Source organism: Stenotrophomonas sp. 86428_Sma (assembly GCF_056481585.1).
Window position 1 is genome coordinate 1,337,258 of sequence record NZ_CM151156.1, and the last position, 21,841, is coordinate 1,359,098.

Below are 21,841 nucleotides of genomic sequence, written 5' to 3' on the forward strand. Positions count from 1 at the left end.
GCCAGAGCCAGGAAGGCTCCGTTCCCCTTCCGCAATAGTGACGCGGGTCACATTTGGAGGCAAGTCGGTGATGGTCGTAGGGGATGGGGAAATGGTTTTCCCGAACGGTAGGGATCAGGCCTCTGAGGGGGCATCGATCTGGGCGGCAGCCAGGGCGGCTGCCAGATCACGGTTCAGTGCTCGCGCTTCAGCCCGCAGTTCGCTCCAGTTCGGCGTCCCGACCGGGCCTTGCCCACGCATCGACGCGAGCCAAGCATGGGATCGCAGTCTGGCCGCTTCCGCGGCTGGCGTCGAGGACTTGAGGGCGTCCAATGCCGCCAACTGGATTTCTAGCAGGTTGATGTCCATCAGCGCCTGCAACTGCTCCGGTGCCATCGGGCTTGGCGCATCCCGCTGCAGCCACCAGCGTCGAAGTCGTTTCAGCATGTCTTCTCTTCCCTGAGATCGTTGTCGCTACTCGGGAGGATGGCCACGCCACGGCTCTGGGCGTAATCCCTCACCTTCGTCAGCAGCTCTCGCTGCTGTTCGGGTTCAAGCCGCGACATCACCAGCAACGTCTCTGCCACTAGATCATTTGTGGCATGGAAATAGGCGACCGGCATGCCAAGTGCTTGGGCCAGCTTTTCCATCGTTGCAGGATCCGGCACGCGATCTCCTCTCTCGTAACGAGAAACCCTGGGAGCGGCGGAGTTTTCCTCGTCCAACCCAAGCACGGCCCCCAACTGTGCTTGCGTCAGGCCCTTGGCCAGCCGGGCCTCGCGCAAGCGGCGGCCAAACGTGTGAGCTGGGGCGAGAGGGGCAGGCATGGGCGATCACGAACCGGGAACAATCCCCAAGTCTGCCGCTTCCCATGCTGCACCGCATTTGCCAAAATGGCAAATAAGGCCATGGTGGCCGGGATCAGGGGGATGCATGAAGCAAGCGATTGCAGCCGTGGCCGTGTGCCTGGCGTTGGCCAGCGGGACGGCCACCGCCCAGGACGGCATTTGGGGAAGGATTGGCAAGGGGTTGATGCAGGCGGGCAAGGACGCCGCCTCGGCCCCGGCGACCAAGCGTTACCTGGAGCCGGCAGGCACTTACTGGGACGACGGCGACCCTCCAGTGCTCGACGGCTACACCCGGATCCGGTGGGGCTTGGCGGCCACCGCGTCGGCCGGTTTCGGCATGTGCGAAGACAACCTCTTTGCCCAGGCCAAGGCCGGCGCTGCCCTGGCACCGGCGATGCGAACCCACTGCATTGGCTCATGGGGGCACCAGTTCAAACGCGTAGGCCTGCAAGGCGATCCGGCCTCTGCGTTTGAGGCCAAGGCGCGGCAGATCGCCTCTACCGATGCGTTCTACCTGCGGCCCTACATCGACGTGGAGATCGACCCCAAGACCAACATTCTCCACGCCTACGTGCTGGTCATGAACCACGACTGGTATCCCCGCTCGCCTGACTTTCTTCCGACGGCCGTTATCGGCCCTTCGCCGTTGGGCAAGGGCAGTGCGGTGGTCGGGGTCGAGCATGGCGGGCGCTACCACGCCGCGTTGCGATTGAAGCCGGAAGACGCGGCCGAGCTGCGACGGGTGGGGCGCGACGCCACGGGAGACCGAATCTTTTTCAAGGTCGTGGAGGGCAGGTTGAAGCCCAACGGCCTGCCCGACATCGTTCTCCAAATCGACCGCCTCGAGATCGGCTACAAGAACCAGATCATCGGCATCACCCCTTCCAAAGACAAGGACGCATGACATGAAGCACGCACTGATCGTGGCCGCAGCAGCGGCACTTTTGACCCTGACCGCCTGCTCTGGCGACAAGGGCCCCTCAAAGGAGGATGGGGTGAAGGTCGTGGAAGGCTTTTTCACCGAGCAGGGGAGGCAGGCAACCCTCCAGCGCTCTTGGCGGTTTGAAGTGACCGACGCGGGCGGCTTGGATCTCGACTGCGAGAAGAAGCCGAATGGGGATCAAGAGTGCTTGATCGGCGGGTCGGTAAAGGCCCTGGGTTACATCGGCGGCCAGCCCACCAAGGATGAGCCGAGCACCCTCAAGCCGAAGCTGCGTGCAGTGTTCCGCCCGCAAGGCGAGGGCTGGCAGCCGGTCGAGGTGAAGGACGAAGGGACGTCCGCGGGCTAAACGGGCGGCAGTCCACCGCTTGACTGCACGCCGGTCTCGATCAAGCGTGCAGCCATCCAACAGGGGAGGACCATATGAACCGCTATCCGCCGCAGCAAGTTGTGTATGCGCCGCCGGGCCCATCCGCGCTGATCCTCCCTAGCGTCATCTTGGGCCCGTTGGGCCTGGTTGGGCTGGCGGCCGGCCTGGAGGTGATGAAGCGCGACTTCTTAATCGGCGTGGTCTGTTGTGTGCCCGGTGCGCTCGTCTTCGCGTTTTTGGCATTTTGCCTGGCGCTCCATCTCCGGGCTCAGCGGCTCTGGGACTGGCACGTCCGAACGGGGCGGATGCCGTATTTTCGGAAGCACGGCTTCCTGAAAGGGGCGCTGCTCGGGGGCGGATTGGGCGTGGTGACGGTGGTGGCGGCCGCCGTTCTGGGGTTCAAGTATGCAGAGCATCCCGTGTATGGAGAGGTGGCCACGATGGCGTTCTACGGCGCGTGGCTGTATGGCGTGTTCCTGATCGGCGTGCTGGCCGTCGTGTTGGGGTGGGTCAAGCGCGCGTGGGATAGAACCGCACTCCCCAGCTAACACGCGCCCGCTGGCGTCGCGGCAGGTGAGATGGGTAGGGCTTAGCTTTTTTGCCAAAGTCGGCAGAAGGCGGCATAGTCTTGCAACCATTACCAATCAAGCATTTAGCGGACATCCCCATGGCTAAGAAGGGCAAAGCAGCCAACGAAGCTCTCTTTGAAGAAGACTACGTGCTGCGGTCACTCGGGCGGATTGGCTATGACCCAGATGTAGCGCTAACCGAGTTGGTGGCCAACACATGGGATGCGGGAGCGGCTAAGGTTGCCGTGATCATCCCGGAGGAAACAGGTGGCTTGCTGTCGGTGGAAGATGATGGCCATGGAATGACCGAGGATCAGTTTCGCAAGCGCTGGATGACCTTGGGATACAACCGGCATCGAAGCCAAGGGGCGAACGTCCAGTTTCCGTCGGGGCGTCGCGATTGGGTGCGCATGGCCTTCGGGCGCAACGGCATTGGTCGCCATGGCCTTCTGTGCTTCTCTGATCATTACACGGTCGAAACTTGGACGAACGGCGTTCTCTCAACCTTCGTGATCGGCACTCGAAATCAGCCGTCCCCGTTCTACATCCAGAGCCATGAAACAGGCACCCGTTCCGGCCATGGCACCCGGTTGTTGGTAGAGGTTGAACGCCACCGCCCGGATCCAGATCGGATCAGAACGGTCTTGTCGGGACGTTTCCTACACGATCCGCAGTTCATCGTTTCGGTGAACGGCCAGTCCGTCCCTCTGTCTGAGCATGAGGGCCTTCTAGAAGAGCGCAAGATTCAGGTTGAACCAGGCTTTGGCGTCACCGCGTATGTGGTGGACACAACGCGCACGGCCAAATCCACGCGTTACCAAGGCGTGGCATTCTGGGTGAGCAATCGGTTGGTGGGGCTGCCGAGTTGGACCGTTGGGCCAATGGCCGTTCTGGATGGGCGGGTGCGCTTTGCGAAGCGCTATGCCATCGTGATCGAGTGTGGGGCAGAGTGGCTGTCCGAAGTCGAACCAGACTGGTCGAAGTTCAAGAATACCGAGCGCACCGATCGCCTTTTCGAAGCGGCCAACGGGTATGCGCAGGAAATGGTCGAAAAGTTATCGGCCCACTTGATTGAAGAAAACTCAGAGGACGCACTCTACAAGAATCGAGAGGATCTGCGCACGCTGCCTAGGCGTTCCATGCTTGAAGTGGCGCAGTTCACGAAGGCGGTGGTGCATGACCAACCAGGCATACCGCCTGAAACGCTCAACAAGGTCGTCAAGGCAGTCATAAAGATTCAAAAGGCACGAAGCGGTTCAAGCTTCCTCGACAAACTGATGCAGCTGGGTGAGCACGACATCGACGGGCTCGACAGGTTGCTGGGGCAGTGGACGGTGGAGGATGCACTTACCGTTCTGGACGAGATCGACAGTCGGTTGTCCATCATTGCGGCCATGGAGAAGCTCAGCGGCGACCCGGAGGCTGACGAGCTGCACACCCTCCACCCGCTCGTGACGCAGGCGCGTTGGCTGTTTGGTCCTGAGTTCGATAGCTCGGAGTATGCGTCGAACAATACCCTGCGCACCGTCGCCACCAGCTTGTTCAAAGTCAGAAAGGGTGGACAGGCGTTTGCCAATGCAGCGAAACGCCCTGACATTGTCGTCCTATCCGATGCGACACTCTCTGTTGTTGGGACGGAGACTTTCGATACTGCCAGGGATCAGCTGGTGATGATGCGCGATGTCCTACTCATTGAGCTAAAGAAAGGGCGCTCTGAAATCGGTCGCAAAGAGATGAATCAAGCGGCTGAGTATGTCGATGAGCTTGTCTCCAGCGGAGGCATCGAAGGGGTTCCCTTCTTCCATGCCTTCGTGGTCGGTCATTCGGTCGCATCCAATATCTCGACCGTCACTAACCGGGAATACAACGGAGCCCAGCGTGGACGCGTCACGGCGACCACTTACAACCAGCTCGCATTGACGGCGAATCGGCGCCTTCATGGGCTCAAAGCAAGAATACCCTCCCGTTATGAGGAGGTCTCTGGTTACGAGCTTGTCCAGAAGGTCATGGGGACGCCCAGCCAAGCATCGTTCGTGCCCCCAGCTGAGTAGTGCACTGTTCCGTGCGTGTCCGACGATTGCCTCTGGCCGCTAGCTCACAGGTCCCCTGCACGTCAGCGTCAGCGACTGGTAATCCACCCGCACGGGGTTGTAGAACTGGCGATACCAGTTGAAAGCGATGGTCTGGCCCACGTTGTGCTCGTTGCACGCCGGCAGGCCTTGCTGGGTGCCAAAACCGCCGTTGGGCGTGCATCCAGGCTGGCCCGTGCAGGTGGTGTAGGGCGTCGAAGCCACCACCGAGGACTCAGGCCACTCCCAGCGATAGGGGTTGTTGCTCTTGCCGACCAGATCGGACGCGCAGGCCTGGCGGCACACGGCCAAAGAGGTGCCGCCGCTGGTCCAGTTGTAGTCGCAGTAGTGCATGCCCATGTTGGAGACGCACTCAAAATCGTAGGAGTAGGCATAACGGATGTTCCCAGCGTCCGAAAGCGCGTTGCATTGCTCTTCATAGAAAGCCGACTCGCTCACGTTGGCGGGCCAGTTGCCGGGCATCGGTGCAGGCGTCTCGACCCGGTGGATGGGCACGTGGTTGATGGCCCAGTCGAGCTTTGCTTTCTCCGCTGCTGTCAGGCGCACCACGGCGTCGGGATACCAGTAAGAAATGCCACTCGAACCCGAGGGCGGCGGCACGTCCTGCCCATCGGCCGAGTGCCACGCCACAACCTGCAAGCTCCCATCGCTGCAGCGAGCGGCCGTGGGCTTGCACGTGTTGACCTCGTAGCGACGAGCCCCGGTATCCACCCAGTGGGACCAGCCGCCGTAAGTGGGCCCGGGCAGGGTCGTGGTGCCAAACGGGCAGTGGGTGAACACGTCCCGCGATCTGACCTGCTGCCGCTCCCAGGTATGCGTGCCGGTTTGGCCTGACGGGCAGGCTTGCGAAGTGGGCAGCCATTGATCCCGTTGCTCTTGGGCGGCTCCAGGGCAGGCCTGGCAATCCCTCGCCGTCACGGCCACCACGCTCTGGGATTGAACCCAGGCCTCGGGATGCTCCCATGCAGCGTCTGAGTTTGGATACACGTCGCCGGGAGCGCAGACCTGGCGCGTGCGCACCGTCTCTGTGCCCCACGTGCCCGCCGGACAGCTCGCCCGGGCCGCCGAGCTTTCCGATTGCCGGCACGGCACCAAGGCCGGCGGAGCCGGGGTGGGGACCGGCGTTGGGAGCGGCTGAGGCACCGGAACGCTGGGCGCAACAGGAAGCGGTGGAAGAGCCGGGAAAGGAGCAACTGCAGGGCTTGGCGACACGTTCCCAGGAACGCCCGGCACCGCATCGCTCACGCTGGGCGCACCAGTGACGGGCCCCGCCGGGGTCGGCGTTGAAGGGCCAGGGACGGCGGGCGTGGAGGGCAGGGGAAGCGTGGGTACCACGGCGACCGACGACCCAGCCACCATGCCCGAGTAATAGACGATCTCGACCACGGCCCCATCGACCCCGCACGCCAATCCTAAGCCGGGGACGTCCAGGCTCCCTCGGTTGCTCAGCAAAACACTGGTGTTGCCCACGATCACGTCCCGCACGTTCACGTCGTCCGCGATGGCGGAGACGAACGGCACGCAGGCCCGCGCAGGAAGCCCAGACAGCCCCACGGTGAAGGCATCCCCCGCCAAGCGCACCGTGGCCGGGGACACGGTCACTGCGCCGCCCCACGCGTTGCTCATGGTCACTGCGCTGCCTTGGCGGAAGTCGGCGGGGGCAAGCCCATCTTCAAGCACGTTCAACGTGCTGACGCCGCGGAACGAGCCAATGACGCCATGGGACCGATCAACGCGGCTGGCCAGGTCCCGAACGTTCTCGACGTCCGACGCCACATTGACCCGAGTAGTAACGCGGGGGTAGACCCAGAACGCGGCGGCGCCCATGGCCGTGGCAACACCCAATGCGAGCAGCAACTCGACCAGGCCAAAGCCTGGAGCGGAAGAACGGCGGCGAGGGCGGGCATGCGGTGTCATGCACTTCAGCATGCGACACAACCGCGTTTTGACAAGCCCCGACGGCAGTTCTTGATTTTAGTCAAAAATCTTTCAAATCAATGGGTTGACATCGGTTGGCGATGTGGTTGGATCGTGTGTAGGAGCGGTTTAATGGGTAAACCGACCTATCCACAAAAAGAGAGTGAAGACATGAAGATTCATCCCGTCGAGCCTGCCAGCACCGACCTGGCGCATTTCCAACTCCACACCGCCGCGCGGTTCCTGGACCGCACCAATGGCCTGAACCAACTGGCCGACAAACACCGCAGGATCCAGCGCTTGGCCACCCGCGCCCGCCATGAGCGGCGTTGGAAGAAGGAAGAGGAGCGCTTCGTATGAGCATTTTGAACATGGCCCTGCTGTTTGTCGGTGTCCTGAGCACCGCGGTGTTCTACCGGGACCTGGTCGCCAACCCCATCTCCGCCGGGCGCGCCCTGGTGCGCTTCTATCAACTGCCGGCGGAGCATCGCCAAGGAAGCGTGCTGCAAGAGGTTTCCAAGGCATGGTGGAACATCGTGCTGGTGCCGTTCTACGTGCTGGTGGCCCTGGTGCTCATCGGGGTTCTGGGAGGTGGGCAATGAGTGCCGGGACCGAAAGCCTCATCAGGGCCATCCAAACCAACGACCCGCTGGCCTTCTATGGGTGGCTCCACACACTCAAGGGGACGCCCGACCTTGACGCTGGCGTGGCCGGTGATCCTGGCATCACCGCGTTGGCCGTCGCGAGCGTCATGTATTCCAAAGCCATCCAGTCGGACCGGATCCTTGCGGCGCGCTATGCCGCGATGGTCGAAGCGCTCATGGACGCCGGGGCCAACCCGCTGGTCCGGATTGGGGAGCGTTTCGTCGTGCGACGGGGGCACAAGGGGAAGCTGGAGCGGCGTCAGGTGTCAGACGGCCAAACGCTGGCGGAGGTCTGCGGGGGCGTTCTTTGCCCGGCCATGCAGGCATGGTTCGCACGCCATACCGCAAATTTGATGAACACCCACCTTCACCGCTACCACCCAGCGTTCATCAAGACTCAGCAACCGGTCGCTGAAGAGGTTTGAAGCGCGTGCCGGCGGCTACTCGCCGCCGAAAGGCGGGGTGGAGACAACGGCAGGGTGGGCCACGGCTTCCGCCGGGCCCCAGGGTCGCTGAACGTAAGACGTCTGCACCGCTGAAACCCCCTCGCTGCATGGCTCTTGCGGGAATAGGTTTGCATCGTAGTGTGTTGCACGACCTACCCATAAAAGGAGCCCATCTCATGCGTCTCGTTGTCTGTTGCTTCAAAGGGGGTGTGGGGCGCACCACGCTCTCGCTCAACCTCGCCGCCGCGTTTGCCGGCCAATCCCGCGTGCTCGTCAACGACCGCGACCCGCAATGCGGTTCCGTGGCGTGGTCAGCGATGAGCGACGGGGAAACGCCGTTCACCGTGAGCCGTGCCTCATCCCCAGGCTTCGACCTGGAGATTCAAGACCTGCCGCCCAGCGCCCCAGTGAAAGACCAGCTGCCGGACGCGGACCTCTACATCGTCCCAACGCTGCTCGACGGGGGCAGTTACGTCGTCTACCTGCGGACCATCGACACGCTGCGACGTCAGGGCAAGCCCTTCCTGCCGGTCGCCAATCGGGTCAACCTCAAGCGGGCGGAGCACCGCCGCCGGCTGGAAGATCCCAGCCTGGCAGGCGCCATCGTCATTCCCGAACGCGCAGCACTGGCCAGCTATTACGAACTGGGGGAAACCGTGTTCTCCATGCGAGGAGCTGGGGTGGACAAGGCCCGAGAAGACATTTTGCGGGTAGGTCAGGCTATCCAAAAAAGGTTGGCCAACCCGGGCCGGGGGCAGGCATGATGGAGCTCCCAATGCTGCCCCTGCCGGACCTCATGGCTGCCAAGAAGACCCCCGCCAAGAACGCCGTTGCCAAAGCCCGCAAAGACCTGTCCAAAGCCGCGAAAGTGGTCCACGCCAAGCCGCAACGCACGTATGCGCCGCTCATTGATCTGGACCAGTTTTCCGAGGAGCAGCTGGCAGAGCTGATGGTGGCTGCAGGGGACGCGCCTGGGCGGAGAACCTATTTCGACTACTCGGAGGAGCGGCCCTACCTGCGGGACGGCCAGAGGGTTCATCTGGACGTGGGACGCGACTCCACCATGTTCGACTACCGCGACGAGAACGGGGCGCGTGTGGAGCGAACGATGGTCACCGTGCCGCCCAAGCTCCGGGAGCAGATTCAGGACGTCACCGGGGAAGAACAGCCGATTCTCACCACCGCGCTCATTGCGCTGGCTTCCTGGGCTTGCCAGGAGCTCAAAAAGAGCAAGCGTCGCCTCGTCGTGACCACGGCAACCGATGACCTGGATCCAATGCGGAGACAGGTTCGGAAAGCCATCGTGGGGCGGGCGAGGAAACAACGGTAGCCCTGGGTTGGTAGTGAACGACAGGCGGCCATGGGCCGCCTTTTTTATGGCTGGCGGCGGGTGGAAAGAGCAACGGCAAAAGCGGCTAGAGCAAAAGCGTTGTGGAGAAAAGGCGGGAGGGGCCTCGGCTTCCGCCGGGCCCGTGCTTGGCTGGAAGTGTGAGGTGTTTCAGGGTTTTGGTGTCTTTTGCGGTTGCCCGTCAGTTCTGCACTTTAGTCAAACAAATGTGTTGTTTTTGAGTTTACATTTTTATGCCCTGTCGTAACCTGGATTTGTAGGGAGGCAATACCGCTGACCTGAAAACCAAACAAGGATTCATCATGAAAACCCCTCGCCGCCAAACCCTCGAAAACCGCGCCGCCCGTTTGGGACTGCGACTCTCCGAAGCTGGGCTCCACGTCAAAATGGAAGCCGCCAACAACTGCGAAGCCATGCCGCGCTGGGAACTCTCGGACGGGAAACACCAATCCAGTCTCCGCGGGTATGCCACCCTGGCCGAGGTTTCCGAAGCGTTGGATCACGAGGAAATCGCTGCAGAGCTATGAGCAGGTCCTACGCCATCCCTCGGGTGGCAGTGAAAGACAGGCGGCCATGGGTCGCCTTTTTTATGGCTGGCGGCGGGTGGAAAGAGCAACGGCAAAAGCGGCTAGAGCAAAAGCGTTGTGGAGGAAAGGCGGGTGGGGCCTCGGCTTCCGCCGGGCCCGGTGCTTGGCTGGAAACGTGAGGCGTTTCAGGGTTTGTGTGTTTTCTGCGGTTGCCCGTCAGTTCTACACTTTAGTCAAATAAATGTGTTGTTTTTGAGTTTACATTTTCAGGGCCTGTCGTAACCTGGATTTACAGGAAAGCAATACCGCTGACCGAAAAGGCCAAAAAGGTAACCGCCATGCAAAAAAACACTTTCACCATCGAAGCTGACTACTCCACCAACAGCTGGAGCAGCAACTGGGAGCCCATCGACAACGCGGAATACTCGACACTCGCCGAAGCCGAAGCCGGCATGGAAGATCTGGAGCAGAAACTGGGCTGGCGCAACATGCGCATCGTGGATGAAACGCGTTTTGTTTGGGCCTACGGACAGGAGGGCGAGGATGAAGATGCCTAAGCTCTATGCCATCCAATCCAAGCAACCGGCCCCGCGCCGGTTGTCTGGACCGAAGAAAGAGCTGATCTACGTCGATGCATCCAACGTTCTGATTGAAAGCGATGCGCATGTCCTAGATATGCGAGAGCTTCTCAAGCTCCACAAAGAAGATTTAAAAAAGAGGAGCAATAGCGTTTTGCAGGAGATCGCTCGTGGTTCGTAACCCCTACGCCATCCGACCCAAGCAGCCGGCCCCGCGCCGGCTGCCCACGGTTCGCATTGCCCCGGCCAAGGCGGCCGCATTCCGGGCTCTCGCTCGCCAGCAGGGGCTCACGGCCAGCAGTGCATTGGCTGCCCTGGTGGCCGCCCATGCCGACATCCGCCAGCCGTTCGGGCCCCGAGCCCGTGCCCAGCATGGGCCGGATGGGAGGCGCTACGGCGCGATTCTGCCGGACCCAAAGGTGACCGAAGAGGTGGCCAAGCGCCTAGTGGAGGATGCCCGGGTGGCCGGGATCTCGCTGGGCGAGGCGATGAGGCAGTTGGTGGACCGGTGCCTAGAACTGAGCAGCCTTGAGAGGGCGCCTGAGCACTCAGCGGGAAGCATCTGCACCAACCACTAACCTTCTAGCGGCTGGGACCGGCGCAGGTGCGCTCGGGGCGCCCAGCGTGTGCCGATCGTTTCCTAAGGCCGAGTTGCAGGCATACTCAATGTTTGGAAGTTGTTAGGATCTTGCATGTATAACTTGCTGATGGTCTACCAGGAGGGCACCTGGGATCAGGACGAGTTCGTTCTTGAGCTAGCCAGGTTCCTGGAATACACGGCACAGCCTCTTATTGATCGGTTCGGCGCCCTAGATCAACAAACTATCCAATATTTGAAAGGCATTCCTGCGCTCTTTGCTTATGAAGACCGTGGTCGCGAGGCCGGCCTTCCTGCCCGTGTTGGCAAGATTGACGATATACAAGTTCGATATGGTGGCGTGCGTATTACGTGGTCTTTCGATGCGAGTGTGAGCCCTATTCCCGCGTTGGCTCTTCGCGAGATGTTTGCCGCGCTTGATGTCGCCGCAGATAGAAGCTGGGAGCACACCCGGACACACTGGGCTGTTAAAGATGCTGATCTCTATGATGTCCTGCTTCGATACGGGCTGCTTGAGAACGATCAGACCCCACCCCCTAAGGTATTTGTTTCGTATTCGTGGGACTCCCCCGAGCACATCGAATGGGTGCGGAACTTGGTCAACGCCTTAAGGATGAACGGAATCGATGCGATATCTGATAGGACCCACTTGAGGTTCGGCCAGAATCTGCCTCACTTCATGGAGCAGTCGGCAGCATGCGATCGCGTGATTGTCGTTTGCACCGAGAACTACATGAATCGTGCGAACGGTAGGGTGGGTGGTGTCGGCTACGAACACCTTGTAACCGCAGCGGACCTCGCCAACGATCCATTGTCCATGAGGTTCATTCCAGTGATTCGCGATCCCAGGGATGCCGCGCACATGCCAACTAATCTTAGGGGGCGTTTCTACGTCAACCTTTCGAATGGTCCGGATTTCAATGGTAACTTTCAGGAGCTTGTGAGAGACCTGCACAACGCGGTGCCACCTATACCGCCGATCGGAAGAAGGCCTTCTTTCTGAAAGCGGTGAGGTGGCGCTAAACACTTCCTACGGCCGTTACCTCATCGTGAGAGGCCGGCTCTGGCGAACCGCCAGCCCAGGCTTGGGGGAGTAGGAGAGGCGGCACCTGGTCAACACGTAGTAGGATGTGAGCACAAGCGCGCAAATCAGGTGCCGTCAGGGGAGGTTGGCAATGGCAAGGAACAAGCCCATCGATTTCCCCGTGCTCCTGGTCGAGTGCGACACAACTGGCGTGACGCGAGACGACCCGATCATTCACATCATGTGCGTGCTGGTCGAGAAGGGGCAGGACGGCAACGCGCATCCTGCTGCCGTGTATACCGGCTACCAGGAGGTGGCCAGACCTTCCTCGCAAGAGGCGTTCAAGGCACACGGCATCCCAGATGAGCGGCTGAAAGGGGAGAGCCTCGACGTGGAGCAGATCCGCGGTCTGATCGCCCAAGCCGACTCCATTGTTTCGAGGATCCCACGGTTCAACGCTAAGAAACTTCACGCGCTAGTGCCCGAGTGCTTGGAGAAGCGTTGGTTCCCCTATCCCCACAGGATTCAGAACTGGCGCTGGGAGCATTTCCCGGCCGTGGCTCGCATGGCGATCATGTGTGGTGAGGTGGAGAACGACGGCTATGGAACCATCCATCACCTGTCCGAGCTCCTTAAAATCGAAGCAAGCTCATACGAGGTGGTGTTTGACGAGGACGGGCCGCCGACGCTGACCGTCAAGTTCGGGAGGCGCAAGGTGCTGGAATGCTTCCCCGAGGCCTTGCTGAAGTGTGTAGAAGGGGATCGGTTCCGCTTCCATGGGAAGGAGGGCTACGACTTCATCACCGCCTACTGCGACTCGGGTGATGCCTACCGTGATCGCGCCTTCCGCTTGCAAACAACCCCCTCGAATCTGGCGCTGTCTGGGACGTGGGCCTACCTGCAGAAGATCAAGGGCAACGAATACCTCATTGGTGCATAGGCCAGCATTTCGCGCCGAGCGTTAGCCCGTGCTCTCGTTTACCAATCGCGCCCAGACAGTCTGTAGATATCTAACCTCATCGCTCCACGCCCGGTATTCGTCCAGCGGCATCGGGGCCTCCAGGCCGCGCTTTACCCGCTCCAGGTATTTGTTCTTCCGGGCCATAGCCTCGCGATACGCCAGCTCTGCTTCATCCAACCGGTCAGCACGTTTTGCGGCCTGCAGCTGGGCCAGCCGGCGAACGGAATCCGGGTTGGTGGACAGCACTTTGGGAGCATGAGGCAGCGACGGGCCGCCGGCCATCGGAACGCGCTTGTGGTTACTGACAGGGTCCATCACTCGGTGGCGCCAGCACTCTCTCCAGTCGTTTGCATCGAGCGGGCCGCCGCCTGGCACGTCCAGCTGCACGACGATCCCGTGGTCTTCAATCAGCGACCACACGGCCCTCAGGAACGCGTCTACCGGCACCCGCAGAAGCGTCACCTGGCCCTCTGCCAGCACCTCGGCCCCGTCCCTCATTCGTAACGCCAGCAGGGCTTCACCAACAGCGGACGGATCCCCAGCCCGGGTGCTCCAGCCCACCAAGCCCACGCGCTCTCCATCCACCTCACCCAACCAGGCATAGACGCGGAAGCGGGGCTTGGCGAAACGCGCGGCCAGGCAGGAGAGCACGCGCTCACGCTTCGAGTGACGCGATAGGGGGGTGAAGTGATTCTCCGCGTAGAGCAACGCCGAACGACGCCTATCCAGCAGCATGGCCACACGGCCAGGGGGCGCCGACGCTTTCCACTCTTTCCAGCTCACGATGTCTCGCAGGCCCTTGGAAGCTGCGCAAGGGCGGCAGGCAGGCACCCAGTTCTCCACGACACCGACGGGGCCTCCCAGTTGCGCGGGCACCAGCGACGTAGCCGTCCAGGACTTGGGAGAGGACAGGTCCAGTGGACCGGAGCAGAAGGCGCAGGCGTTACCGAACTCTGCCAGTCCTGCTTTGCGTTGCCACCCGTTGGCCTTGCCTTCCATCGGGGCATCGGCTCGGGCAATGGCATCCAAGAAGGGGGGCAGCTCAAACACGGAACACCCCCCAGCCGTTCAACGCAGGCCCAGCAACCGGATCGCAGAACAGGGGCAGTGGGGCGTTGCAGGAGTTTGAAAAAGATTTGACTAAAACGCTTTGCCGAGCCTGTCGAACCTCCCCAGCGACCGCCGATCCAAAACCCAGAGCCCGCTTGCCCGAAACATTTCCAGACCAGCACTGGCCCCCCAACCGCTGATCGAATACCGGGGGGCAGTGAACTTCAACCGAGGCCACTCGCTTGACTAAAACGGATGGGGTCAACGCTTTCCAGGCACCCGAACCAAAACCAATAGCCCCTGCAGTCGTCCTCCAGAACCCCCGAGCAAAGTTGACTAAAACAGATGGAGGCAGGGCTTTCAGAACACCCGAGCAGCGTGACTGAACCCAACCACTCACGCGATCCCATGCTGGCCTCCGCTTGACTAAAACGAACTGGGACAGGGCTGGGGCGTGGGGGAAACGGCGGTCCCCGATTTCTGAGACAGGGGGTGCGGCGTCGGTGGAGAGGTGGGGAGCTGGATGGGTGGGGAGGCAGGCTACGGGGGCTGGCGAAAACTTTTTTGAGCGGCTGGGCGTGGCGGGAGTGAGGGGCATAGGGGGCTCCGGTTGGGTTGAGGATTGGGGCTTTCCTAAACTTCTACCGGGGAAAAGCGGAAGGGCAAGAGCGGGGGAGCAAAAACTTGGGGAGGACTGCGAGGGAAGAGGTTGGCTGCCCATTCACCGTTCAAGGTTTTCCGAAGGGTGAAGGGAGTAGGCCATACACAAGTCGCACTGAAGTGTTTTTCCGGCTTGGCTAGAAACGCTGCGCCTTTCCACCCGTCCAGGCCTTGCTGCGCCTTGTTTTCAGTCTTGGCTAACAACTTGGCCAACCGTTCGGCTGAAAAATGGCCGGAACCCCAGAAAAACAGAAGAAAAACGGCTTAGCCCACTTGCGCTTCTTAAATCCTTTGCTAATCCATGGGTGTGGATTTTCATTGCAGGGGGTTAAGTGGGTCGTCCGTCGCTTCTAACCAAATCTTTCAGCATCGCTCCCGATGAGTTGGAGAGCGCGCGGTATTGCGCGAAAGAACAAGGCGTTTCCTTGAACAAGTATTTGCGCCTGGCGGTCCTGGAGAAAAACCGGGGCGTGGTTCAGGGGCTTGAAGCGTCCGATGCGTTGGGCGACATCCGAGCCACGGTCCGCGAATCCGAAACGCGGAATGCCCTTGCCCTAGAAAGCGCGCTGGCGGACTTGCGAGCAGAGCAGAGCGCGGCGCTCCAGGCCAATGAAGAACTGGTGGTGAAAACCCTTCAAGCGTTTTCCCAGTTCCTGGCGCAGCAAGAACCCGACGCCGAAACCCTCTCCAAGCAACCGGCTGCCGAACCCAGTCGAGCTTCTGCTGCTACCTCGGCGTTCCTGCCTCCAAAACTCTAACCCTTTCCCCACTACCTCATAAGGAGGCATACCCATGAAGCGTTTCATCCTCACTCTCACCATCGCCGCGTTGCTGGCTCCGGGGCTTTCGTTTGCCCAGGACAGCACCCGGCCCGAACCCCAAAAGACCAACAAGCTGCGCCTGTTCAAGGCCGGCGGGATTGGCTGCGCTGCCGGTGCAGGCATCGCCCTGCTGACCGGCAAGAAAGACAAGGCCCTGACGGTGTGCGCTGCTGGGGCGATTGTCGGAGGCATTGCGTCCTATCAAGCCCAGCTCAAGGAGTTCCGCGAACTGGAAGCCGAAGCCAAGGCAGCTGGCCTGGATGCTCAGGTGCATACCAAGACCGTCGAAACCAAGGACGGCCAGGCCGAAGCCCTGGACAAGCTGGTCATCCGTTACCCGGCCGCTGACATGCAGCCGGTGAGTGCCAAGACCGGCGCCACGCTGGACAAGCTGGCCGCGTTGCTCAAGGCGAGCAAAGAAAAGCTGACGGTTGGCTTCAGTGGTGCCGATGCCGCCGTGTGCCAGGTGCCGGTCGTTGAGCTGGCAAAGCGCGGTGCGCTTCAGAACGCCACGGTCGATGACCAGTGCGGCCGGGGCGATTACGCCATCACGGTTTCGCCGATCCCCGACGTTCGCTAAGCCAACCGAGAGCTGGGGGGCGAAAGCCCCCTGGCTCAAATCTTTTTCAAGCGCCTGGGAGGAACCATGACACCCGAAGAACTCATCAAACAACGCAAGCAGCGCGAGCTGCTCGCCAAAGCAGCACAAGCCAAGACCACCGCCCCCACGGACGCGGAGAAGCTCGTCAGCGATGCGACAAAAGAAAACTTGAAAACCGCAGGCCGGCTGGCTGCAAGTTTTGGCAAAGCCTTGGCAGACAAAACCAAGCAAGCGGCCTCGGTCGCCGCTGAGAAGGGGCGAGAGGCGCAAGAAGCGTTGGCCCGGCGTGCGGAAGAGGCCAAGGCGCGCAAGGAAGCCGAAGCCGCAGAGAACGCGCGCCTGGAAGTCGAGCGCGCCCAGGCGTTGGCCGAGCAAGAAGCGACTGCCCAGCCCGAGCCGCGGGTGGTTGAGCCCGAGCCCGTTCAAACCGATTCCGCTCCCGAAGCGCCCGAGCCGGTTGTTGAGGAGGTGGTTCCCGAGCCGACAGCAGAACCAGAAGCAGGCCCCGCGCCTGTCATCAAAGAGCCGGTCAGCGCTCCTGCGCCTGCCGTCAGTGAAGCCGTGGACGCAACGCCTGCCGCTCCAGTGCCGGCCGAGCTGGTGGCCCCGTCTGTTCCGAACCCCGAACCGAGCAAGTCAGCTCAAGCCCCGGCACCGGCCCCCAAGGCGACGTCGACCCGGGCCCCGGTGAAACCGGAAGCCCTCAAGGCCAATCCGGCCGGTGAGGCGTCGGCGAAGGCCAGCAACAAGAAGGGCTGGCAACTTCTGGCTGGGTCGGGCGTGGCCGTCCTTGTGCTGGGTGGGGCGTTGGCGTGGTGGACCACTCACCGCTCCAGCGAAACCGTTCCGCTCCAAGACAAACCGGCTGCAGCAGTGACTGCCCCGGCCCCCGTCGCCGTGCCAGTTGCTCCGGTTGTATCCGCGCCGCCCCAGGTCGAGGAGCCCAAGCCCGTGACTGCCCCGGTGGAAGAGAAGGCCGCGGTCGCTGCCCCGGTTGTGGAAGCCCCGGTGCTGGCAGAGCCACCTAAGGCCCAGACCCCGGCAACTGCCCCGGCGTCAAAGCCGGTGCCGGTTTCGAAACCAGCTGCAAAGCCCAAGCCGGCCCCCAAGCCTGTTGCTAAACCCGAGCCGAAAAACGATTGGCAGGACCAAGCCAACAGCGATATCGACGCGTGGGCAGAAAAGATCAGGTGAGGTGCTTGCGCTTATCGAAAGCCTTGCTAGAAAGAATGTGTATCCATGAAAGATGGGAGGAAAAATGTTTGGGTGGTTGTTTACGCAGTATCGAAAGCCCGGAAAGCTCCACTTCGGATCGAAGTGGCTCAACCTGCATGGGCGATTTTTCATTGGTAACCCAGAAAGATTTGGGCTCTCCGATTGCCGAGAGAACGTCCTGACCTCGTATTACTACCTGCGGGCGGACCGGAAGATGCCGGTGGCAAACGATGGGGACTTTGATGCCTGGAGGATGGACGCCCTGCGCGCCAGCCAGGTTCGGCACGCCAGCGAAAAACATGTGTCCAAAGCCGGCTTTCTTGTCACCTCGGCCGCGTGCGTGGCCCTTTGCTTTGGGGCATTGGTCGTCAACAAAGTGAAAGGAACACGCCCTTCGCCGGCGGCGATCCAACTCGCGCCCTCGTTGTCGTTGAACGAGTGCAAAAAGAAATGGACGAGCGGCACCATCACGCCTCAGGAAATCGTGGCGTGTCAGGCGCTATCTCAAACCAACAACAACAACAACGGGAGGCACTGAGCATGTTGCTATCGCTGATGGATTGGACGGTCGGTATTGGCCGCAAGCTGTTCAAGAAGGACGATCAAGCGTCGAGCACGCTGGAGCAAATCATTCTGGACGGCAATGACCGCTACGAAAACTTGGTCGGGCGCTTTGACGTGAGCGACCGCGTGAAGAGCCGCGTGCTGGACGTTCCCCCAGAGGATGTAGATATGGCGGTCCAAGCGGGCGCGGTTTTCGACGAGAAAGAGATGGCACTGGTTGTGCCCGAAGAACTGGATCTGGACCAGTTCCATCCGTGGTGGCCGAAGGTTCCGGAGGATCTGCGCAACACCCAGGCCCGCATGATCATCACCAAGGAAGGACGTCGTGCCGAAGGCTTCGTGCTGGGGGACGACATGGCGCTGGGCGGCGACAGCACTGCAACCTCGCTGATGTATCTGGCCTTCCCGCTGATTGGTGCGGTTCAATACTTCTTGGGCTCGCTCATTGGCGTTTTTAGTTACGTGGTGCTGCTGGCTGCCATTCCTTACTTTGTTGCGTTGAAGCAAGCGGAAGGGATGAAGGAAGCCTTCAAGGGCCTGGCCCTGATGGTGCTGCCCGTGCTGATTGCAACCGCTTCGGCGGCGTTGTCGTCCGCGCTCCACGTGGACGCGGCCAGCATGGGGCAAGCAGCGGTTGACCCGATGAACACGGGAGCGGGGATGATGGCGGTCGCTGCGGGCTTTGCCAAAATGGCGGGCATCGTTCTTCTGATCTTGACCATTCCTGGCCTGCTGTTGTTTGCGGCCTTCCTGAGTGCGGCCTCGCATCCCCACCGGGGCGTGCTGGGGGGGACCGCCGAGCGCTTCATTCAGATGATGAAGTGGATGGTGGTGATCTTGGCCCTTGTTGGGGTTGGCTCCCTTCTCCCGGACGGAATAGGCGTGGCCGTGGCGTTTGTGATTGCGGCCATGTATGCCCTGCAGTTCACGGAAGGCAACTTCGTTCAAACGGCCGCTCGCCTCTATCTGCAGAACTTGGACAACAACCTGGCGACCCAGGGGGCCCTGTCCAAGTCCCACGTGAAGGCCCGCGAGCAGCAGGCTGCCGAAGCGTTGCGCGACAAGACCCCGCTTTTGAAGGTGGGTCGAGCGTCTGGTCACCTGAACGACCGCGGCCATGGCTTTGCGCCGGACAAGGGCACGGTGATGATGCTGTCCTGGCGCGACCTGACCCAAGGCCTGATCGTCTACGGGCGTATCGGTTCGGGCAAGTCCTTCAGCGTGCTGCGGCCGTTGGCCCGTCGCTATCGCGAGTCCGCATTGGCCGTAGGACTGCGGAATGAACTGAAGGGGAGCGCCGCGGGCGAGACCGTTCTTGATGCGAAGCGCAGCGGGGGGGAGCACTCATCCTCGACGCGAAGGACGGCGCGATCATCTCCGATTTGGGCAAGGACGCGTTTGATATCGTCGTGCGCGCAGGCATGTCGGTGGCCCCCTACGAGGGCCTGGAGCCCGACCAAATCACCAAGGCCCTTCGCGGCGCGACCGGTGGCAAGGTCGATGAGAAGTCCAAGCTCTGGAGCGACGGCGGCGACGCGTTCCTCTTCCACACCGGCATCATCCTGAAGGCCGCATGCGAGCACGAGCAGGCCTACCGAGACTTCTGCATCGCCAAGCTGGAAGGGTTGGAGCACGCCCGGTTGATTATGCTGCTGGAGCGGGAGGAGTTGGAGAAGCGTGGCTTGGGGTTGGAAGACCTGGAAGCGGCGCTGGCTCGCGTGGAAGAGCAAATGGGCACTTACGCGATTGTGGCGGAGGCTTCCCGGAACTGGTTCTACACCCCATTCCACCATGCCAAGCTGTTGGCGATGGTTGAGCAGGTGGTGCCGACGCCGCGTGGCGGGGAGATTGCCAGCGCTCGCGTGCTGGAGTTGGTGAACTGGTTGGGGTTGGAGCGCCCGGATACGTCTAGCACTGACGAAGAGCGGGAGGCCTATGCCGCCTACTCCCGGGACTACCACAACCGCTTGGCCACCCGGTCCGAGACCGTCCATCCCGACTTGCTGCGTCCCATGTCCCAGCTGCAAAGCTCGCTGGAATGGGCATTGCTGGGCGTTCCTGCAATGCATAAAGAGCAGCGCCAGTCCTTCACGTTGAACTCGCGGGGGCTCATCGAAAAACTGCTTCGGGGTGAAAAGCTCCGGACGGCAGATGACATCCCGTGGCATTCCGTCGAACGTGGGGAAGTGGACGTCTCTCAGGCGCTTTACGGGAAGTTCGTGGGCTTGTTCCTGCCCCCCACCCAGTTCGGCGAAGCGGGCGACATGATGCAGCGGTTGCTCAAGCAGCGTGTCATGAACGGCATTCGGGCACGCGGGGCGCACGGCGACAAGTGGCGCGAAATGCTGCCGGGCCAAACCGACGTGCTGCTGATGATGGACGAGGCGCATTTGCTGCTGACTTCGGACGATGTGCTGCTCTTCAGCACCTCCCGAAGCCTGGGGTTGATGCCGGTGATCGCGGTGCAGGGCCACGACAGCCTTATCAACACCTACGGGTCGGAGAACGAAGCCGATTTGCTGGCCAACACCATGCAATCGGTCGTCGCGCTCAACCACTCGTTTGTCACACGCAACTACTTGATGAAGCGGCTGGGCAAGGCTCAGTTGACCACCTTCAAGGAGCCGACGCGTGGCATCGATTTCTCGGGTGGCTTGACCAACTTCCGCCACAGCGTTCTCAACGATCCGAACCACCCCTACGCAGCGGCCTACGAGCAAATGCTGATGCAGGGCGCAGGCCGCTTGAGCGCGCTTCGCGTGGATCCGGCGACGGGGCGCAAATGGCGCGTCGGGGCTGAAGACACGGTGGGCCAAGAGGAGCTGGCACGGGACATCGACATGCCCACAGGGGGCAAGCGGGAGGTCCTGCCGCTCTTCCTGGAAGAGGAATACCCGGCCCTGACCGCTGCACGTGGCAATGCGATTGTCTCGCTCTGCCGAGCAGGCGTGAGCCGCACGGACTTGGCCGAGATGATGCCCAACGACTGAGCCCCAAAAGGGCAAGGCAACCCTTGCCCTTTCCCAAAATCGATCAATGCTGACCTAACCACCCATTTCCTTGAAGGAGGACTTTATGAGCAATGCCCACCTCGATGCCTTGAACGACCTGCTGGGCGCTCGCGATAAACGGCGAGCCAAGCTGGCCGGAGAGCGTCCAAACGACCACCAACCGCAGAAGAAAGCAGCCTTCGACCAGTCGCTGGCGAAGGACCAGGCCGATATCCAGGAGAAGCAACAAGCCGTGTTGGACTGGGCCAAGCAAGCCAAGCCCGACGAGATCACCGACGCGCGTGAGCGGTTGCACGCACAGGTGCAGCAGCGCGCTGAAGACGCGCCCAAAGACAAGCACGCCCAAGTGGTGTTCAGCACCGTGGACGAATGGCGACAGAAGCGCCAGCAGAAGGACGGAGGGCAATCCTTGGGGGAAAACATCCCCATGCTGACTGCGGCCCAGCGGCAGCAAACCATGGGGCCTGGTAAGTTGGGCTACGCGCACTACGCCGCCAGCGCGAAGAAGGAAGCGGACTTCATGAAGCGCTATGAGGCGGGCTTCGACTGGGACAAGCACGAGGCCCAAGTCCAGAAGAACATCTACCGTCAATGACGGTCCATTCCCCGTGTCGCATCCAGGGCCCTTCGGGGCCCTTTTTGTTGGGCACGTTCCCTTGTTTGTGAGTGGATCGATCTACCCATAAAAGCAAACGGAAAAAGCGGCTCAAAGCAAGAAGCGGGGTGGGGGTTGATCATCTGGGGAAGAGAGAAAAAAAGGTTTGACTAAACATCAAAAGTGTCGATCAATCGAGATTTTTAGGGTTGCCAGTTTTATGGGATGTGGTTGACTGTAATCAGTCAAACACAACCGGGGGAGGCCCTTATGTATATTTTTGCCGATGCTTACGAGTTCGCCGTGGACAACGTGGGGAACCTGCTGATCACCTTGCTTTCGTTTTCGGTGGTGAGCTACGTGGCCGCCAACGTGGCGGGGTTGCTGGCTTGATGGCCTGGTTGAGGGGGGATTTGGAGCAGATGGATCTGCACACCGTTTCGCTTTTCCTACAAACCGGGGTTTTGGTTGGCGCGGCTTTCATC

Annotated in this window: 27 protein-coding genes; 23 read left to right on the forward strand and 4 right to left on the reverse strand. The window is 61.3% G+C overall.

Annotated elements, in window-relative coordinates; translation table 11 throughout:
• Nucleotides 1-114 precede the first annotated feature (114 nt).
• Together ACZK3J_RS06070 and ACZK3J_RS06075 are read right to left on the reverse strand one after the other, a co-directional pair.
• Nucleotides 115-426, reverse strand: coding sequence for a hypothetical protein (locus ACZK3J_RS06070; RefSeq protein ID WP_136191685.1), 312 nt, complete (start codon nt 424-426; stop codon nt 115-117).
• Nucleotides 420-806 carry a helix-turn-helix domain-containing protein gene (locus ACZK3J_RS06075; protein ID WP_024958708.1) on the reverse strand — a complete coding sequence of 129 codons (387 nt, stop codon included), beginning with the start codon at nt 804-806 and terminating at the stop codon, nt 420-422. Before ACZK3J_RS06075 ends, ACZK3J_RS06070 begins: the two co-directional genes overlap by 7 nt.
• A 106-nt stretch (nt 807-912) precedes the next feature.
• Between ACZK3J_RS06075 and ACZK3J_RS06080 the strand changes: the two genes are divergently transcribed.
• From ACZK3J_RS06080 to ACZK3J_RS06095, 4 genes are all read left to right on the forward strand, one after another.
• Nucleotides 913-1,731, forward strand: coding sequence for a hypothetical protein (locus tag ACZK3J_RS06080; RefSeq protein WP_197593394.1), 819 nt, complete (start codon nt 913-915; stop codon nt 1,729-1,731).
• A 1-nt stretch (nt 1,732) separates the two neighbouring features.
• Nucleotides 1,733-2,116, forward strand: coding sequence for a hypothetical protein (locus ACZK3J_RS06085; RefSeq protein ID WP_114618597.1), 384 nt, complete (start codon nt 1,733-1,735; stop codon nt 2,114-2,116).
• A gap of 74 nt (nt 2,117-2,190) precedes the next feature.
• Complete coding sequence (locus ACZK3J_RS06090) at nt 2,191-2,685, forward strand: hypothetical protein (protein ID WP_478476567.1); 495 nt, start codon at nt 2,191-2,193, stop codon at nt 2,683-2,685.
• A gap of 119 nt (nt 2,686-2,804) precedes the next feature.
• On the forward strand, nt 2,805-4,757 hold the full coding sequence (locus ACZK3J_RS06095) for an ATP-binding protein (RefSeq protein WP_114618598.1): 1,953 nt from the start codon (nt 2,805-2,807) through the stop codon (nt 4,755-4,757).
• 39 nt (nt 4,758-4,796) lie between these two features.
• Here the strand turns inward: ACZK3J_RS06095 and ACZK3J_RS06100 are convergent, their stop codons facing one another.
• The gene (locus tag ACZK3J_RS06100) at nt 4,797-6,725 is read right to left on the reverse strand and encodes a type 4 pilus major pilin (RefSeq protein WP_478476569.1); all 1,929 of its coding nucleotides are present in this window, start codon (nt 6,723-6,725) and stop codon (nt 4,797-4,799) included.
• Nucleotides 6,726-6,845: 120 nt separating this feature from the next.
• Between ACZK3J_RS06100 and ACZK3J_RS06105 the strand changes: the two genes are divergently transcribed.
• From ACZK3J_RS06105 to ACZK3J_RS06155, 11 genes are all read left to right on the forward strand, one after another.
• Nucleotides 6,846-7,073 carry a hypothetical protein gene (locus tag ACZK3J_RS06105; RefSeq protein ID WP_139726872.1) on the forward strand — a complete coding sequence of 76 codons (228 nt, stop codon included), beginning with the start codon at nt 6,846-6,848 and terminating at the stop codon, nt 7,071-7,073.
• Nucleotides 7,070-7,315: a hypothetical protein gene (locus ACZK3J_RS06110; protein WP_139726873.1), complete on the forward strand. Its 246-nt coding sequence runs from the start codon at nt 7,070-7,072 to the stop codon at nt 7,313-7,315. Before ACZK3J_RS06105 ends, ACZK3J_RS06110 begins: the two co-directional genes overlap by 4 nt.
• Nucleotides 7,312-7,782 carry a hypothetical protein gene (locus ACZK3J_RS06115; RefSeq protein WP_139726874.1) on the forward strand — a complete coding sequence of 157 codons (471 nt, stop codon included), beginning with the start codon at nt 7,312-7,314 and terminating at the stop codon, nt 7,780-7,782. Before ACZK3J_RS06110 ends, ACZK3J_RS06115 begins: the two co-directional genes overlap by 4 nt.
• A gap of 197 nt (nt 7,783-7,979) precedes the next feature.
• Nucleotides 7,980-8,567: a ParA family protein gene (locus tag ACZK3J_RS06120; protein WP_139726875.1), complete on the forward strand. Its 588-nt coding sequence runs from the start codon at nt 7,980-7,982 to the stop codon at nt 8,565-8,567.
• An 11-nt stretch (nt 8,568-8,578) separates the two neighbouring features.
• A complete protein-coding gene (locus ACZK3J_RS06125; protein WP_139726876.1) occupies nt 8,579-9,133 on the forward strand; it encodes a hypothetical protein in 555 nt (184 codons plus the stop codon).
• 320 nt (nt 9,134-9,453) lie between these two features.
• Nucleotides 9,454-9,678 (forward strand): hypothetical protein, encoded by a 225-nt coding sequence (locus ACZK3J_RS06130; RefSeq protein ID WP_139726877.1) that lies wholly within the window; start codon nt 9,454-9,456, stop codon nt 9,676-9,678.
• Nucleotides 9,679-10,016: 338 nt separating this feature from the next.
• On the forward strand, nt 10,017-10,235 hold the full coding sequence (locus ACZK3J_RS06135; RefSeq protein WP_024957698.1) for a hypothetical protein: 219 nt from the start codon (nt 10,017-10,019) through the stop codon (nt 10,233-10,235).
• Nucleotides 10,222-10,437: a hypothetical protein gene (locus ACZK3J_RS06140; RefSeq protein ID WP_024957697.1), complete on the forward strand. Its 216-nt coding sequence runs from the start codon at nt 10,222-10,224 to the stop codon at nt 10,435-10,437. The genes ACZK3J_RS06135 and ACZK3J_RS06140 overlap by 14 nt, the downstream gene beginning before the upstream one ends.
• 511 nt (nt 10,438-10,948) lie before the next feature.
• Nucleotides 10,949-11,857 (forward strand): toll/interleukin-1 receptor domain-containing protein, encoded by a 909-nt coding sequence (locus tag ACZK3J_RS06145; RefSeq protein ID WP_049419290.1) that lies wholly within the window; start codon nt 10,949-10,951, stop codon nt 11,855-11,857.
• Nucleotides 11,858-12,121: 264 nt separating this feature from the next.
• Nucleotides 12,122-12,244: a (2Fe-2S)-binding protein gene (locus ACZK3J_RS06150; protein ID WP_425524960.1), complete on the forward strand. Its 123-nt coding sequence runs from the start codon at nt 12,122-12,124 to the stop codon at nt 12,242-12,244.
• A 25-nt stretch (nt 12,245-12,269) separates the two neighbouring features.
• Entirely contained in the window at nt 12,270-12,818 is a 549-nt protein-coding gene (locus ACZK3J_RS06155; RefSeq protein WP_425524961.1) for a hypothetical protein, read from the forward strand.
• A gap of 21 nt (nt 12,819-12,839) precedes the next feature.
• Here the strand turns inward: ACZK3J_RS06155 and ACZK3J_RS06160 are convergent, their stop codons facing one another.
• Nucleotides 12,840-13,889: a hypothetical protein gene (locus tag ACZK3J_RS06160; protein ID WP_478476573.1), complete on the reverse strand. Its 1,050-nt coding sequence runs from the start codon at nt 13,887-13,889 to the stop codon at nt 12,840-12,842.
• 1,085 nt (nt 13,890-14,974) lie between these two features.
• On the opposite strand from ACZK3J_RS06160, the gene ACZK3J_RS06165 reads away from it, so the two are divergent.
• From ACZK3J_RS06165 to ACZK3J_RS06200, 8 genes are all read left to right on the forward strand, one after another.
• On the forward strand, nt 14,975-15,307 hold the full coding sequence (locus ACZK3J_RS06165; protein ID WP_130519073.1) for a hypothetical protein: 333 nt from the start codon (nt 14,975-14,977) through the stop codon (nt 15,305-15,307).
• A 34-nt stretch (nt 15,308-15,341) separates the two neighbouring features.
• Nucleotides 15,342-15,950, forward strand: coding sequence for a hypothetical protein (locus tag ACZK3J_RS06170; RefSeq protein WP_049419283.1), 609 nt, complete (start codon nt 15,342-15,344; stop codon nt 15,948-15,950).
• A 66-nt stretch (nt 15,951-16,016) separates the two neighbouring features.
• Nucleotides 16,017-17,165, forward strand: coding sequence for a hypothetical protein (locus tag ACZK3J_RS06175; RefSeq protein WP_049419281.1), 1,149 nt, complete (start codon nt 16,017-16,019; stop codon nt 17,163-17,165).
• Between the two features lie 64 nt (nt 17,166-17,229).
• On the forward strand, nt 17,230-17,724 hold the full coding sequence (locus ACZK3J_RS06180; protein ID WP_024957450.1) for a hypothetical protein: 495 nt from the start codon (nt 17,230-17,232) through the stop codon (nt 17,722-17,724).
• Nucleotides 17,725-17,726: 2 nt separating this feature from the next.
• Nucleotides 17,727-19,316 carry a hypothetical protein gene (locus tag ACZK3J_RS06185; RefSeq protein ID WP_478476574.1) on the forward strand — a complete coding sequence of 530 codons (1,590 nt, stop codon included), beginning with the start codon at nt 17,727-17,729 and terminating at the stop codon, nt 19,314-19,316.
• Nucleotides 19,317-20,125: 809 nt separating this feature from the next.
• Nucleotides 20,126-20,740: a TraM recognition domain-containing protein gene (locus ACZK3J_RS06190; protein ID WP_478476964.1), complete on the forward strand. Its 615-nt coding sequence runs from the start codon at nt 20,126-20,128 to the stop codon at nt 20,738-20,740.
• An 85-nt stretch (nt 20,741-20,825) separates the two neighbouring features.
• Nucleotides 20,826-21,356, forward strand: a complete 531-nt coding sequence (locus ACZK3J_RS06195; protein ID WP_049419277.1) for a hypothetical protein — start codon at nt 20,826-20,828, stop codon at nt 21,354-21,356.
• A gap of 270 nt (nt 21,357-21,626) precedes the next feature.
• Entirely contained in the window at nt 21,627-21,749 is a 123-nt protein-coding gene (locus tag ACZK3J_RS06200) for a hypothetical protein (RefSeq protein WP_255313069.1), read from the forward strand.
• The last annotated feature ends 92 nt before the right edge of the window (nt 21,750-21,841 follow it).

What these genes read in the sequence shown, in the direction of transcription:
- ACZK3J_RS06070 (WP_136191685.1), bottom strand. Translation starts at nt 426, where the DNA reads ATGCTGAAACGACTTCGACGCTGGTGGCTGCAGCGGGATGCGCCAAGC.
- ACZK3J_RS06075 (WP_024958708.1), bottom strand. Translation starts at nt 806, where the DNA reads ATGCCTGCCCCTCTCGCCCCAGCTCACACGTTTGGCCGCCGCTTGCGC.
- ACZK3J_RS06080 (WP_197593394.1), top strand. Translation starts at nt 913, where the DNA reads ATGAAGCAAGCGATTGCAGCCGTGGCCGTGTGCCTGGCGTTGGCCAGC.
- ACZK3J_RS06085 (WP_114618597.1), top strand. Translation starts at nt 1,733, where the DNA reads ATGAAGCACGCACTGATCGTGGCCGCAGCAGCGGCACTTTTGACCCTG.
- ACZK3J_RS06090 (WP_478476567.1), top strand. Translation starts at nt 2,191, where the DNA reads ATGAACCGCTATCCGCCGCAGCAAGTTGTGTATGCGCCGCCGGGCCCA.
- ACZK3J_RS06095 (WP_114618598.1), top strand. Translation starts at nt 2,805, where the DNA reads ATGGCTAAGAAGGGCAAAGCAGCCAACGAAGCTCTCTTTGAAGAAGAC.
- ACZK3J_RS06100 (WP_478476569.1), bottom strand. Translation starts at nt 6,725, where the DNA reads ATGCTGAAGTGCATGACACCGCATGCCCGCCCTCGCCGCCGTTCTTCC.
- ACZK3J_RS06105 (WP_139726872.1), top strand. Translation starts at nt 6,846, where the DNA reads ATGGGTAAACCGACCTATCCACAAAAAGAGAGTGAAGACATGAAGATT.
- ACZK3J_RS06110 (WP_139726873.1), top strand. Translation starts at nt 7,070, where the DNA reads ATGAGCATTTTGAACATGGCCCTGCTGTTTGTCGGTGTCCTGAGCACC.
- ACZK3J_RS06115 (WP_139726874.1), top strand. Translation starts at nt 7,312, where the DNA reads ATGAGTGCCGGGACCGAAAGCCTCATCAGGGCCATCCAAACCAACGAC.
- ACZK3J_RS06120 (WP_139726875.1), top strand. Translation starts at nt 7,980, where the DNA reads ATGCGTCTCGTTGTCTGTTGCTTCAAAGGGGGTGTGGGGCGCACCACG.
- ACZK3J_RS06125 (WP_139726876.1), top strand. Translation starts at nt 8,579, where the DNA reads ATGCTGCCCCTGCCGGACCTCATGGCTGCCAAGAAGACCCCCGCCAAG.
- ACZK3J_RS06130 (WP_139726877.1), top strand. Translation starts at nt 9,454, where the DNA reads ATGAAAACCCCTCGCCGCCAAACCCTCGAAAACCGCGCCGCCCGTTTG.
- ACZK3J_RS06135 (WP_024957698.1), top strand. Translation starts at nt 10,017, where the DNA reads ATGCAAAAAAACACTTTCACCATCGAAGCTGACTACTCCACCAACAGC.
- ACZK3J_RS06140 (WP_024957697.1), top strand. Translation starts at nt 10,222, where the DNA reads ATGAAGATGCCTAAGCTCTATGCCATCCAATCCAAGCAACCGGCCCCG.
- ACZK3J_RS06145 (WP_049419290.1), top strand. Translation starts at nt 10,949, where the DNA reads ATGTATAACTTGCTGATGGTCTACCAGGAGGGCACCTGGGATCAGGAC.
- ACZK3J_RS06170 (WP_049419283.1), top strand. Translation starts at nt 15,342, where the DNA reads ATGAAGCGTTTCATCCTCACTCTCACCATCGCCGCGTTGCTGGCTCCG.
- ACZK3J_RS06175 (WP_049419281.1), top strand. Translation starts at nt 16,017, where the DNA reads ATGACACCCGAAGAACTCATCAAACAACGCAAGCAGCGCGAGCTGCTC.
- ACZK3J_RS06180 (WP_024957450.1), top strand. Translation starts at nt 17,230, where the DNA reads ATGTTTGGGTGGTTGTTTACGCAGTATCGAAAGCCCGGAAAGCTCCAC.
- ACZK3J_RS06185 (WP_478476574.1), top strand. Translation starts at nt 17,727, where the DNA reads ATGTTGCTATCGCTGATGGATTGGACGGTCGGTATTGGCCGCAAGCTG.
- ACZK3J_RS06190 (WP_478476964.1), top strand. Translation starts at nt 20,126, where the DNA reads ATGGACGAGGCGCATTTGCTGCTGACTTCGGACGATGTGCTGCTCTTC.
- ACZK3J_RS06195 (WP_049419277.1), top strand. Translation starts at nt 20,826, where the DNA reads ATGAGCAATGCCCACCTCGATGCCTTGAACGACCTGCTGGGCGCTCGC.
- ACZK3J_RS06200 (WP_255313069.1), top strand. Translation starts at nt 21,627, where the DNA reads ATGTATATTTTTGCCGATGCTTACGAGTTCGCCGTGGACAACGTGGGG.